The organism is Escherichia sp. E14S1, from assembly GCF_004211995.1.
Taxonomy (GTDB): domain Bacteria; phylum Pseudomonadota; class Gammaproteobacteria; order Enterobacterales; family Enterobacteriaceae; genus Escherichia.
In genome coordinates this window covers 91,774-105,143 of record NZ_RHJQ01000001.1, presented here as the reverse complement: position 1 = coordinate 105,143, position 13,370 = coordinate 91,774, and the positions used below count along the sequence as shown (strand labels likewise).

General features: G+C 51.6%; 10 protein-coding genes and 2 tRNA genes. 1 reads left to right on the top strand and 11 read right to left on the bottom strand.

Going from position 1 to position 13,370, the window contains the following annotated elements; translation table 11 throughout:
- Window positions 1-19: 19 nt before the first annotated feature.
- The 6 genes from truB to D9734_RS00500 all read right to left on the bottom strand — a co-directional run bounded on the left by truB (window position 20) and on the right by D9734_RS00500 (window position 6,476).
- Window positions 20-964: a tRNA pseudouridine(55) synthase TruB gene (gene truB, locus D9734_RS00525; RefSeq protein ID WP_130204602.1), complete on the bottom strand. Its 945-nt coding sequence runs from the start codon at window positions 962-964 to the stop codon at window positions 20-22.
- Window positions 964-1,365 (bottom strand): 30S ribosome-binding factor RbfA, encoded by a 402-nt coding sequence (gene rbfA, locus D9734_RS00520; RefSeq protein ID WP_001040205.1) that lies wholly within the window; start codon window positions 1,363-1,365, stop codon window positions 964-966. The genes truB and rbfA overlap by 1 nt, the downstream gene beginning before the upstream one ends.
- Before the next feature lie 163 nt (window positions 1,366-1,528).
- A complete protein-coding gene (gene infB, locus D9734_RS00515) occupies window positions 1,529-4,201 on the bottom strand; it encodes a translation initiation factor IF-2 (protein WP_130204600.1) in 2,673 nt (890 codons plus the stop codon).
- Between the two features lie 24 nt (window positions 4,202-4,225).
- A complete protein-coding gene (gene nusA / locus D9734_RS00510; RefSeq protein ID WP_130204598.1) occupies window positions 4,226-5,713 on the bottom strand; it encodes a transcription termination factor NusA in 1,488 nt (495 codons plus the stop codon).
- A gap of 27 nt (window positions 5,714-5,740) precedes the next feature.
- Window positions 5,741-6,193, bottom strand: coding sequence for a ribosome maturation factor RimP (gene rimP, locus D9734_RS00505; RefSeq protein WP_001300397.1), 453 nt, complete (start codon window positions 6,191-6,193; stop codon window positions 5,741-5,743).
- A 206-nt stretch (window positions 6,194-6,399) separates the two neighbouring features.
- A tRNA-Met gene (locus D9734_RS00500) sits at window positions 6,400-6,476 on the bottom strand.
- A 347-nt stretch (window positions 6,477-6,823) separates the two neighbouring features.
- Between D9734_RS00500 and argG the strand changes: the two genes are divergently transcribed.
- The gene (gene argG, locus D9734_RS00495) at window positions 6,824-8,167 is read left to right on the top strand and encodes an argininosuccinate synthase (protein ID WP_130204596.1); all 1,344 of its coding nucleotides are present in this window, start codon (window positions 6,824-6,826) and stop codon (window positions 8,165-8,167) included.
- A gap of 275 nt (window positions 8,168-8,442) precedes the next feature.
- On the opposite strand, the gene D9734_RS00490 is transcribed toward argG, so the two are convergent.
- The 5 genes from D9734_RS00490 to ftsH all read right to left on the bottom strand — a co-directional run bounded on the left by D9734_RS00490 (window position 8,443) and on the right by ftsH (window position 13,306).
- A tRNA-Leu gene (locus D9734_RS00490) sits at window positions 8,443-8,529 on the bottom strand.
- A gap of 14 nt (window positions 8,530-8,543) precedes the next feature.
- Window positions 8,544-8,876, bottom strand: coding sequence for a preprotein translocase subunit SecG (secG, locus tag D9734_RS00485; RefSeq protein ID WP_001295556.1), 333 nt, complete (start codon window positions 8,874-8,876; stop codon window positions 8,544-8,546).
- Window positions 8,877-9,103: 227 nt separating this feature from the next.
- Window positions 9,104-10,441, bottom strand: coding sequence for a phosphoglucosamine mutase (gene glmM / locus D9734_RS00480; RefSeq protein ID WP_023352747.1), 1,338 nt, complete (start codon window positions 10,439-10,441; stop codon window positions 9,104-9,106).
- Window positions 10,434-11,282 carry a dihydropteroate synthase gene (gene folP, locus D9734_RS00475; RefSeq protein ID WP_130204594.1) on the bottom strand — a complete coding sequence of 283 codons (849 nt, stop codon included), beginning with the start codon at window positions 11,280-11,282 and terminating at the stop codon, window positions 10,434-10,436. The genes glmM and folP overlap by 8 nt, the downstream gene beginning before the upstream one ends.
- 89 nt (window positions 11,283-11,371) lie before the next feature.
- Window positions 11,372-13,306, bottom strand: a complete 1,935-nt coding sequence (gene ftsH / locus D9734_RS00470; protein ID WP_064529531.1) for an ATP-dependent zinc metalloprotease FtsH — start codon at window positions 13,304-13,306, stop codon at window positions 11,372-11,374.
- Window positions 13,307-13,370 lie beyond the last annotated feature (64 nt).

Sequence of the window (13,370 nt, the reverse complement as noted above, 5' to 3'; positions counted from 1 at the left end):
TATCGCAAGACGGTTAACATTACGCCGGATATTCAACCACCAGGCGACGAGGCGCTACGCGGCCTTCATCGTCAATTTCACCCATACCGATAAACTTGCCATTCTCACCTTCTGTAACACGAACCAGTCCTTCCAGCGGCGCACCAGATGTACGAACTGGGTTACCATTTTTGAAGTAAACAGAAGACGTTAACGGAAGATTCACCACCGGATAGTCCGAAGCTGGACTGTCCATTGGCATCAGTAATGGATCAAGTAACTCCGCAGCCGGAATATCCTGCTGTTCAGCTTGCTCAACAAGTTCACGCAGGTGCTCCAGGGTCACCATCCGTTCAACCGGATATTTACTTACCGCCAGACGGCGCAGGTAAATAACATGCGCGCCACAGCCGAGTTTTTCACCCAGGTCGTCAACGATAGTGCGGATATAAGTGCCTTTTGAGCAGTGAATTTCCAGCTCCAGCTCATTGCCTTCATGGCGAATAAACAGCAATTCATAAACGGTAATCGGGCGCGCTTCACGTGGAACTTCAATGCCCTGACGCGCGTATTCGTACAGTTTTTTGCCCTGATATTTCAGTGCGGAATACATCGAAGGGATCTGTTCGATGTCACCACGGAAAGTATCCAGTGCCGCCGCCAGTTGTTCTGCACTAAAGGTTACCGGGCGCTCTTCAACGATTTGTCCATCGGCGTCGGAAGTATCGGTACGCTGTCCAAGACGCGCAATCACCCGATAGCGTTTGTCGGAGTCCAGCAGATACTGGGAAAACTTCGTCGCTTCCCCGAGGCAAATCGGCAACATGCCAGTTGCCAGCGGGTCCAGCGCACCGGTGTGTCCGGCACGATTGGCGTTATATATACGTTTCACTTTTTGCAGCGCATCGTTGCTGGACATCCCCTGCGGTTTATCCAGCAACAAAACGCCGTTAATGTCGCGACCGCGACGACGAGGACGACTCATTAGTCCTCCTTGCTGTCGTCCGGGTTAACACGACGCTCTTCGTCATGTTTGACCACGCTGGTCACCAGGTTTGACATACGCATCCCTTCAACCAGTGAGTTGTCGTAGAAGAAGGTCAGTTCCGGCACGATACGCAGACGCATCGCTTTACCCAGCAGGCTGCGGATGAAACCAGAAGCTTCCTGCAACGCTTTGATGCCCGCTTTAACCGCGTCTTCATCTTTGTCGTTGAGGAACGTCACATATACTTTGGCATACGCCAGGTCACGAGACATTTCGACACCGGAAACGGTGGTCATCATGCCCAGACGAGGATCTTTAATTTCACGCTGCAGGATGAGAGCGATCTCTTTTTGCATTTCCTGCGCTACGCGCTGCGGGCGACCAAATTCTTTCGCCATAATAAATTCTCCTGACAAAAAAGGGGCTGTTAGCCCCTTTTTAAAATTAATTTCAGGTGGAAGGGCTGTTCACGTAGGCCTGATAAGACGCGCCAGCGTCGCATCAGGCAATCCATGCCGGATGCGGCGTAAACGCCTTATCCCGCATGGAACCCTAAAAACCTTAAGCGATGGTACGTTGGATCTCGATGATTTCGAATACTTCGATCACATCGCCAGTGCGGACGTCGTTGTAGTTCTTAACGCCGATACCACATTCCATACCGTTACGGACTTCGTTAACATCATCTTTGAAGCGGCGCAGGGACTCCAGCTCGCCTTCGTAGATAACCACGTTGTCGCGCAGGACGCGGATCGGGTTGTGACGTTTAACCACACCTTCGGTAACCATACAGCCTGCAATGGCACCAAATTTCGGCGATTTGAACACGTCACGAACTTCCGCCAGACCGATAATCTGCTGTTTCAGTTCAGGAGACAGCATACCGCTCATCGCCGCTTTCACTTCGTCGATCAGGTTATAGATGACGGAGTAGTAACGCAGATCCAGGCTTTCCGCTTCAATCACTTTACGTGCAGAGGCATCAGCACGAACGTTAAAGCCAACCAGGATAGCGTTGGACGCCGCAGCCAGGGTGGCGTCGGTTTCGGTGATACCACCTACACCAGAACCGATGATCTTCACTTTAACTTCGTCAGTAGACAGTTTCAGCAAGGAGTCGGAGATCGCTTCCACAGAACCCTGTACGTCTGCCTTCAGGACGATATTCACTTCGTGAACTTCGCCTTCGGTCATGTTGGCGAACATGTTCTCGAGTTTAGATTTCTGCTGACGAGCCAGTTTAACTTCGCGGAATTTGCCCTGACGGTACAGTGCAACTTCACGTGCTTTCTTCTCGTCACGTACAACGGTAACTTCATCACCCGCAGCCGGAACACCGGACAAGCCGAGGATTTCCACCGGAATGGACGGACCCGCTTCCAGCACTTCCTGACCCAGTTCGTTACGCATCGCACGAACACGCCCGTATTCGAAGCCACACAGAACGATATCGCCCTTATGCAGAGTACCTTCGCGTACCAGCACAGTAGCAACCGGACCACGGCCTTTATCGAGGAAGGATTCGATAACCGCACCGCTCGCCATCCCGTTACGTACGGCTTTCAGTTCAAGGACTTCAGCCTGCAGCAGGATAGCATCCAGCAGTTCATCAATACCGGTACCCGCTTTTGCAGATACGTGTACGAACTGGCTTTCGCCGCCCCACTCTTCTGGCAGGATGCCGTACTGAGAGAGTTCGTTCTTAACGCGATCCGGATCGGCTTCTGGTTTATCGATTTTGTTCACAGCAACCACTACCGGAACACCCGCCGCTTTCGCGTGCTGGATAGCTTCGATGGTCTGCGGCATTACGCCGTCGTCTGCAGCAACAACCAGGACTACGATGTCCGTTGCCTGCGCACCACGTGCACGCATTGAAGTAAACGCGGCGTGCCCCGGGGTGTCCAGGAAGGTGATCATACCGTTTTCAGTTTCAACGTGGTATGCACCAATGTGCTGGGTAATGCCGCCCGCTTCGCCAGAGGCCACTTTCGTTGAACGAATGTAGTCCAGCAGAGAGGTTTTACCGTGGTCAACGTGACCCATGATGGTCACAACCGGCGCGCGCGGTTCAGCCGCAGCACCCGTGTCACGGTCGCTCATTACCGCCTCTTCCAGCTCGTTTTCACGACGCAGGATAACTTTGTGGCCCATCTCTTCAGCAACCAGCTGTGCGGTTTCCTGATCGATAACCTGGTTGATGGTTGCCATTGCGCCCAGTTTCATCATCGCTTTGATGACCTGAGAGCCTTTAACCGCCATCTTGTTAGCCAGTTCGCCAACGGTGATGGTTTCGCCGATCACAACGTCACGGTTAACGGCCTGAGCAGGCTTCTGGAAGCCCTGCTGCAGCGAAGAACCTTTACGTTTTCCGCCTTTACCGCCACGTACCGCTGCACGCGCTTCTTCGCGATCAGCTTTTGATTCAGCGTGTTTGTTGCCTTTCTTCGGACGCGCTGCTTTCGCGTTACGACCACGGCCACGGCCGCCTTCGACTTCACGATCGCTTTCGTCTTCTGCCTGACGGGCATGTTGAGAGGTAGTAACGTGATAATCGCTGGAATCTTCAGTTGGTTCCGCGTTATCAGTCCATTTATTTTCTTCCGCCATACGACGTGCTTCTTCAGCAACGCGACGTGCTTCTTCTTCGAGTTTACGACGCGCTTCTTCTTCAGCTTTACGCTTGAGCTCTGCAGCTTCCTGCTCACGGCGGGCTTTTTCAGCCTGGGCGGTTTTAGTCATATCGTCTTGTTGATTGCTCACTTTGTCTTTTTCCGCAGCTTCACGTTTCGCTTGTTCAGCGGCTTCACGTTTAGCTTGTTCTGCGGCCTCACGTTCAGCTTTTTGTTGCGCCTCGCGTTTGGCCGATTCTTCTGCCTCACGACGGGCTTGCTCTTCCGCTTCACGCTGCGCTTGCTCTTCCGCCGCAAGGCGCTCGGCCTCTTGCGGGTCACGTTTCACAAAGGTGCGTTTCTTGCGGACTTCGATTTGTACCGATTTGCTTTTTCCACCGGTACCAGGAATGTTAAGGGTGCTGCGTGTTTTACGCTGCAGCGTTAATTTGTCCGGACCTGAATTTTTCTGGTTCAGGTGGTCAATTAAAGCCTGTTTCTCTTGTGCGGACACAGAGTCGTCAGCAGACTTCCGGATACCTGCATCAGCAAATTGCTGTACCAGGCGTTCCACGGAGGTCTGTCGCTCTGCGGCCAGCGTTTTAATCGTTACATCTGTCATGCTGTTCCTTCCTGCTACAGTTTATTACGCTTCGTCACCGAACCAGCAAATATTACGGGCAGCCATAATCAGTGCTCCGGCTTTTTCGTCGGTCAACCCTTCGATATCAGCCAGATCATCAATGCCCTGTTCGGCGAGATCTTCCAGCGTACAAACGCCACGGGCGGCCAGTTTGAATGCCAAATCACGATCTATCCCTTCAAGGTTCAGCAGATCGTCAGCCGGCTTGTTATCACCGAGGCTTTCTTCCTGGGCCTGTGCAATGGTGGCCAGTGCATTTTTAGCACGCTCACGCAGTGCTTCAACGGTCGGCTCATCAAGGCCTTCGATTTCCAACAGCTCTTTCATCGGCACATAGGCCAGTTCTTCCAACGTTGAGAAACCTTCTTCTACCAGGACAGTCGCGAAGTCTTCGTCAATGTCGAGATAACGGGTGAAGGTGTCAATCGCTGCATGCGCTTCCGCCTGATGCTTAGCCTGCAGGTCGTCAACGGTCATCACGTTGAGTTCCCAACCGCTGAGCTGCGAAGCCAGACGCACGTTCTGACCGTTACGGCCAATCGCCTGCGCCAGGTTACCGGCTTCAACGGCGATATCCATGGTGTGTTTATCTTCATCCACCACGATAGAAGCAACGTCTGCCGGTGCCATCGCATTAATCACGAACTGCGCCGGGTTATCATCCCACAGGACGATATCGATACGCTCGCCGCCCAGTTCAGTAGAAACCGCCTGAACACGCGCGCCACGCATACCTACGCAAGCACCTACCGGATCGATACGTTTATCGTTGGTTTTCACCGCGATTTTCGCACGAGAACCCGGGTCGCGAGCCGCTGCTTTAATTTCAATCACTTCTTCGCCGATTTCTGGCACTTCAATGCGGAACAGTTCGATCAGCATTTCCGGCTTGGAACGGGTAACGAACAGTTGCGCGCCACGCGCTTCCGGGCGAACGGAATAAAGCACGCCACGAACGCGGTCGCCAGGGCGGAAGTTTTCACGCGGAAGCATATCTTCGCGCAGGATCACGGCTTCAGCGTTGTTGCCCAGATCCAGAGAGATGTTGTCGCGGTTTACTTTTTTCACCACGCCGGTGATGATTTCACCTTCGTGTTCACGGAACTGATCAACCACCATCGCACGTTCGGCTTCACGCACTTTCTGCACGATAACCTGTTTTGCCGTCTGGGTGGTGATACGGTCAAAGGTAACAGACTCAATCTGATCTTCAACGTAATCGCCCAGGTTCAGGCTTTCATCTTCATAACGTGCGGCTTCAAGGGTGATTTCCTTGGTCGGCTGGGTGACTTCATCAACAACTAACCAGCGACGGAAGGTGTCAAAATCACCGCTTTTGCGATCGATCTGTACGCGGACGTCGATCTCTTGTTCATATTTTTTCTTTGTTGCTGTCGCCAGCGCGCTTTCCAATGCTTCGAAAATCTTCTCGCGAGGTAGCGCCTTTTCATTGGATACGGCTTCAACTACAGCCAAAATTTCTTTGTTCATCGCGGGCTTTTCACCTCATCCAGACTATTAAAAGTGGGGAACCAGGTTCGCCTTCTGGATATTACTCAGCGCGAACACTTCATCTTTACCTTCGACGGTAACTGTGATCATTTCACCGTCTACCGCTTTGATAACGCCCTGCCATTTACGACGGTTTTGTACCGCCATACGGAGAACCAGAGTCACCTCTTCTCCGACAAAACGGGCGTAGTGTTCAGCCGTGAACAGTGGGCGATCGAGACCCGGTGAGGAGACTTCCAGGTTATAAGCAACGGTGATGGGATCTTCAACATCCAGCACAGCACTTACCTGGTGGCTCACATCAGCACAATCATCAACATTGATGCCATCTTCACTATCAATATAGATGCGCAGTGTGGATGTGCGACCGCGAATAAACTCGATGCCAACCAGCTCAAAACCCAGGGCCTCAACTGGCGCAGTAATCATCTCTGTTAATTTTTGCTCTAATGTGGACAAGCCCACCCCCAAGACATAAAAAAAGGGCCTAAAGCCCAGTTATTCTGTAGTCAGATAACAAAAAACCCCGATAAATCGGGGCTTTATATAACTGAACCCTATAACCGCAACTGCGGTCTGGAGCACTTTCCAGAAGGATTTTTTCAAATCCCACTACGAAGGCCAAAGTCTTCACAGTATATTTGAAAAAGAACTCTAAGGGAAAGTGGTTGCGGGGGCCGGATTTGAACCGACGACCTTCGGGTTATGAGCCCGACGAGCTACCAGGCTGCTCCACCCCGCGCCTGAAACGTGGCAAATTCTACTCGTTTTGGGTAAAAAATGCAAATACTGCTGGGATTTGGTGTACCGAGACGGGACGTAAAATCTGCAGGCATTATAGTGATCCATGCCACATTTTGTCAACATTTATTGCTAATCACATGAATGAATATCCAGTTCACTTTCATTTGTTGAATACTTTTGTCTTCTCCTGCTCTCCCTTAAGCGCATTATTTTACAAAAAACACACTAAACTCTTCCTGTCTCGGATAAAAGATGATTAAATGAAAACTCATTTATTTTGCATAAAAATTCAGTTAGAGCGGAAATCCAGGCTCATCATCAGTTAATTAAGCAGGGTGTTATTTTATGACGACGATTCTCAAGCATCTCCCGGTAGGTCAACGTATTGGCATCGCTTTTTCTGGCGGTCTGGACACCAGTGCCGCACTGCTGTGGATGCGAAAAAAGGGAGCGGTTCCTTATGCATATACTGCAAACCTGGGCCAGCCAGACGAAGAGGATTACGATGCGATCCCTCGTCGTGCCATGGAATACGGCGCGGAGAACGCACGTCTGATCGACTGCCGCAAACAGTTGGTCGCCGAAGGTATTGCCGCTATTCAGTGTGGCGCTTTCCATAACACTACTGGCGGCCTGACCTATTTCAACACGACGCCGCTGGGCCGCGCCGTGACCGGCACCATGCTGGTTGCTGCCATGAAAGAAGATGGCGTGAATATCTGGGGTGACGGCAGCACCTATAAAGGAAACGATATCGAACGTTTCTATCGTTACGGTCTGCTGACCAATGCTGAACTGCAGATTTACAAACCGTGGCTTGATACTGACTTTATTGATGAACTGGGCGGCCGTCATGAAATGTCTGAATTTATGATTGCCTGCGGTTTCGACTACAAAATGTCTGTCGAAAAAGCCTACTCCACGGACTCCAACATGCTTGGTGCAACGCATGAAGCGAAGGATCTGGAATACCTCAACTCCAGCGTCAAAATCGTCAACCCGATTATGGGCGTGAAGTTCTGGGATGAGAGCGTGAAGATCCCGGCAGAAGAAGTCACAGTACGCTTTGAGCAAGGTCATCCAGTGGCGCTGAACGGTAAAACCTTTAGCGACGACGTAGAAATGATGCTGGAAGCTAACCGCATCGGCGGTCGTCACGGGCTGGGCATGAGCGACCAGATTGAAAACCGTATCATCGAAGCGAAAAGCCGGGGTATTTACGAAGCTCCGGGGATGGCACTGCTGCACATTGCGTATGAACGTCTGCTGACCGGTATTCACAACGAAGACACCATTGAGCAGTATCATGCACATGGTCGTCAATTGGGCCGTCTGCTGTACCAGGGGCGTTGGTTTGACTCCCAGGCGCTGATGCTGCGTGACTCTCTGCAACGCTGGGTTGCCAGCCAGATAACAGGTGAAGTGACGCTGGAACTGCGTCGCGGGAACGACTACTCGATCCTCAATACCGTCTCTGACAACCTGACCTATAAAGCAGAGCGTTTGACCATGGAGAAAGGCGACTCTATGTTTACGGCTGAAGATCGTATTGGTCAACTGACCATGCGTAACCTGGATATTACCGATACCCGCGAGAAGCTGTTCGGTTATGCCAAAACTGGACTGCTCTCCTCCTCCGCCTCTTCGGGCGTGCCGCAGGTGGAGAATCTGGAAAATAAAGTTAAGTAATCTCAGAGCTTTCATGCTAAAGGCCGCCAATGCGGCCTTTTTTACGACCAATATAATGTGATCGCGCATAACGATTTAGATGTCTGTTCCAGCAAAGCTGGCCAATGTCATGAGTTGATTAATATCGCTTGTCGCATGCAAAACTGAAGCTGAACGAACTATTGCGCCGATTTGTTTGACGTTCGAAAGACTACGGAAATTGGTCAAGTTGATGACATTCAGGACGGGTCATTAAAACGAAAAAAGACGCTTTTCAGCGTCTCTTTTCTGGAATTTGGTACCGAGGACGGGACTTGAACCCGTAAGCCCTATTGGGCACTACCACCTCAAGGTAGCGTGTCTACCAATTCCACCACCTCGGCACGGATACTACTTTTTAGTTCGGGATATCGCTGGTCGGCTTAGCCGGAGCAGCTGGCTGAGTTTGTTCGGTTTTCGCCGGTGCACTCAGGTTTTCCCATTCGCTACCTTTATTGGTTTTGTTGCTGTTGATGTTACCCAGCACCAGACTGATGATGAAGAATAACGTTGCCAGCAGCGCCGTCATGCGGGTCATGAAGTTACCAGAACCACTTGAACCAAACAGCGTAGCGGAAGCGCCTGCTCCGAAGGAGGCTCCCATATCAGCGCCTTTACCTTGCTGCAGCATGATCAGACCTACAAGGCCAATTGCTACAATAAGGAAAACTACTAAAAGAGCTTCGTACATAATCAACCTGTTCCTTGCGGAGTTGCCGCGTACCAATGCTTCAACCAATAAAGCGGGAGTTTTTAATCTTTCCCACTGAAGCGGGTGTGAATACTAACCAAAGCGAATGACCTTCGCAAGGGCAATTTTATTGCATTGTATCAACTGCGGAAAAAAACAGCAAAACCGATGTACTTAAGAAGAACAAAGGCGACAATCGCCGCCTTTTTAGCCAGTTAGCTATCGAATCAAACGGCTTTTACCGCGTCAGCGATGCGATGCGCAAATTCGGTTACCTGCGCTTCGTCTTCACCTTCTACCATCACGCGAATTAACGGTTCGGTGCCGGATTTACGCAACAGCACACGTCCACGGCTACCCAGCGCCGCTTCAACTTCTGCGGTCACTACTTTGACTGATTCATGCTCAAGCGGATCGCCGCTACCTGCGGTGTAACGCACGTTAACCAGAATCTGCGGGAACATTTTCATACCACTGCAAAGGTCGTGCAGACTCATATGGTTACGCGCCATCGCCGCCAGGACCTGCAAACCTGCAACAATGCCATCACCGGTAGTGGTTTTATCCAGCAAGATCACATGACCGGAGTTCTCGGCACCGATGCGCCAGCCTTTCTCCTGCATTTTTTCCAGTACGTAGCGATCGCCCACTTTCGCACGAGCAAATGGAATACCTAACTGTTTCAGCGCCAGTTCCAGCCCCATGTTGCTCATCAATGTACCCACCGCGCCACCACGCAGCTGGCCCTGACGAAGACCTTCACGCGCGATGATATACATGATCTGATCGCCATCGACTTTATTACCTTCATGGTCAACCATAATCACGCGGTCACCGTCACCGTCAAAGGCGATACCGAGATCTGCTTTTTCAGCCAGTACGCGCGCCTGTAACGCACGAACATCAGTTGCGCCCACTTCGGCATTGATGTTTACGCCGTTCGGCTCACAACCGATAGCGATAACATTCGCTCCCAGCTCGCGCAGCACGTTCGGCGCAATGTGATAAGTCGCGCCGTTGGCGCAATCCACCACAATTTTCAGTTCGCTCAAACTAAGTTCGTTCGGGAACGTGGCTTTGCAAAACTCGATATAGCGGCCCGCAGCATCAACAATACGGCTGGCTTTACCCAGTTCTGCCGAATCAACGCAGCTGATCTCTTTTTCCATTTCAGCTTCAATGGCTTCTTCAACTGCATCCGGCAGCTTGGTGCCGTCAATAGAAAAGAATTTGATCCCGTTATCATAGAATGGGTTATGTGATGCAGAAATTACAATCCCAGCTTCGGCGCGGAAGGTACGCGTCAGATAAGCCACGGCCGGTGTTGGCATCGGGCCAGTGAAGAGTGCGGAAAGACCGGCAGCCGCCAGACCCGCCTCCAGCGCCGACTCCAGCATATAGCCAGAAATACGGGTGTCTTTACCGATAATAATCTTGCGGGAACCATGACGTGCCAGCACTTTACCCGCAGCCCACCCCAGCTTAAGCACAAAATCAGGCGTGATCGGCGCATCCCCAACACGACCACGAATCCCATCGGTACCGAAATATTTACGATTACTCATAGCGTTTGTTTTCCTTTGCAGACAGAGTGGCTTCCACCACTCGCATCGCTTCTACGGTTTCTTTGACGTCATGAACACGAATAATGTGCGCGCCTTGCATTGCGGCAATGACCGCACAGGCCAGACTACCGCTCAGGCGCTCGGACGGCCCCACGTTCAACAGCTGTCCAATCATCGATTTTCGTGACATACCCACCAACAGCGGCAGGTTGAAATGATGAAATTCAGCCAGACGCGCCAGTAATGCATAGTTGTGATGGAGATTTTTACCGAAACCGAATCCGGGGTCGAGCAACAATTTCTCTTTTGCGATACCAGCCTGTTCGCAGCGTGCTATTTGCTCAACAAAGTAGCGATTTACCTCGGCAAAGACATCGTCATACTTTGGCGCTTCCTGCATAGTCTTTGGATTTCCCTGCATATGCATCAGGCATACTGGCAAACCAGTTGCAGCAGCAGCTTTGAGGGCGCCAGGTTCGGAAAGGGAGCGGATATCATTAATGATGTGAGCGCCTGCTTTCGCTGACTCACGGATCACTTCCGGTTTGGATGTATCTACCGAGATCCAAACTTCAAATCGTTGCGCAATTGCCTCAACGACTGGAATAACACGCTGCAACTCTTCTTCAACGCTCACTTCCGCAGCCCCTGGACGTGTGGACTCGCCGCCAACGTCAATGATCGTTGCGCCAGCATTGATCATCAGATTCGCATGTTTCACCGCATCAATCAGCGAATTATGCGTGCCGCCATCGGAGAAAGAATCAGGCGTGACGTTGAGGATCCCCATTACGTGAGGATGGCTAAGGTCCAGTGAAGAGCCCTGGGCAAAGAGTTTCATGGTGTTATCCCTGGTATGAATTGATAAGAAAAAACCCCGGAGCACGCCCCGGGGTTTTCGGTACAAATACAGTCATCTGATGCGGGAACTTACTTGTCGCCTAACTGCTCTGACATGGTGTTACCCGGGTTCGGCGTACGCGGTTCATCAACCGGACGAGGAGCCTTTGGACTACCATTGTCGCCAGAATTGTTAGAAGCGCCTGGTTCTTCCCAGCCCGCTGGCGGGCGTACATCGCGACGTGCCATCAGGTCGTCAATCTGCGGTGCATCGATGGTTTCATATTTCATGAGCGCATCTTTCATTGCATGCAGAATATCCAGGTTGTCGTTCAACAACTGACGCGCACGATTGTAGTTACGCTCAATCAGTAACTTCACTTCCTGGTCGATGATACGCGCAGTTTCATCGGACATATGTTTCGCTTTCGCCACGCTACGACCGAGGAACACTTCACCCTCTTCTTCCGCGTACAGCAGCGGACCAAGTTTTTCGGAGAAGCCCCACTGAGTCACCATGTTACGTGCCAGGTTGGTCGCAACTTTAATATCGTTGGACGCACCGGTAGAAACATGTTCCGGCCCGTAGATGATCTCTTCTGCCAGACGACCACCGTACAGCGTAGAAATCTGGCTTTCCAATTTCTGACGGCTGGCGCTGATTGCGTCGCCCTCAGGCAAGAAGAAAGTCACACCCAACGCACGTCCGCGCGGGATAATCGTCACTTTGTGCACCGGATCGTGTTCCGGCACCAGGCGACCGATAATCGCATGGCCTGCTTCGTGGTATGCAGTCGATTCTTTCTGCGCTTCTGTCATCACCATGGAGCGACGTTCCGCACCCATCATGATTTTGTCTTTCGCTTTTTCGAACTCAACCATCGACACAACGCGTTTGTTGCCACGAGCAGCGAACAGTGCCGCTTCGTTCACCAGGTTCGCCAGGTCAGCACCGGAGAAACCAGGAGTACCACGGGCAATGATTGCCGCGTCAATATCTGGTGCCAATGGTACGCGACGCATGTGAACTTTCAGGATCTGCTCACGACCGCGAACATCTGGCAAGCCAACCACAACCTGACGGTCGAAACGGCCAGGACGCAACAGCGCCGGGTCCAGAACGTCCGGACGGTTAGTCGCGGCGATAACGATGATACCTTCGTTACCTTCGAAGCCATCCATCTCAACCAGCATCTGGTTCAGAGTCTGTTCACGTTCATCGTGACCACCGCCCAGACCTGCGCCACGTTGGCGGCCGACGGCGTCGATTTCATCGATAAAGATGATACACGGTGCCGCTTTCTTCGCCTGTTCGAACATGTCACGAACACGGGATGCACCCACACCGACGAACATTTCTACGAAGTCAGAACCGGAGATAGTAAAGAACGGAACTTTCGCTTCGCCTGCAATCGCTTTCGCCAGCAGCGTTTTACCGGTACCCGGAGGACCGACCATCAGGACGCCTTTCGGGATCTTACCGCCGAGTTTCTGGAAGCGGCTTGGCTCGCGCAGATACTCAACCAGTTCAGCAACTTCTTCTTTTGCTTCGTCGCAGCCCGCAACGTCAGCAAAGGTCGTTTTGATCTGATCTTCCGTCAGCATGCGCGCTTTGCTCTTACCGAACGACATGGCACCTTTACCACCGCCGCCCTGCATTTGACGCATGAAGAAGATCCAGACACCAATCAGCAACAGCATCGGGAACCAGGAGATAAAGATAGAAGCCAGCAGGCTTGGCTCTTCAGGCGGTTCACCGACAACCTTGACGTTCTTGGTCAGCAGGTTATCCAGTAACTTCGGATCCTGAACCGGAATGTAAGTGGTATAACGGTTACTATCTTTCTTGGTAACGTTGATTTCACGTCCGTTGATACGCGCTTCACGAACCTGGTCGTTATTGACCTCTTGTAGGAAGGTAGAGTAATCCACCTTACGTCCATTAGACTCGCTGGGCCCAAAGCTCTGGAATACTGACATCAGCACAACGGCAATGACCAGCCAGAGTATTAGGTTTTTCGCCATGTCACTCAAGGGATTAACCTCTTATTACAACTGTGTTAAAAACAGCGTCAGGATACTCTATATC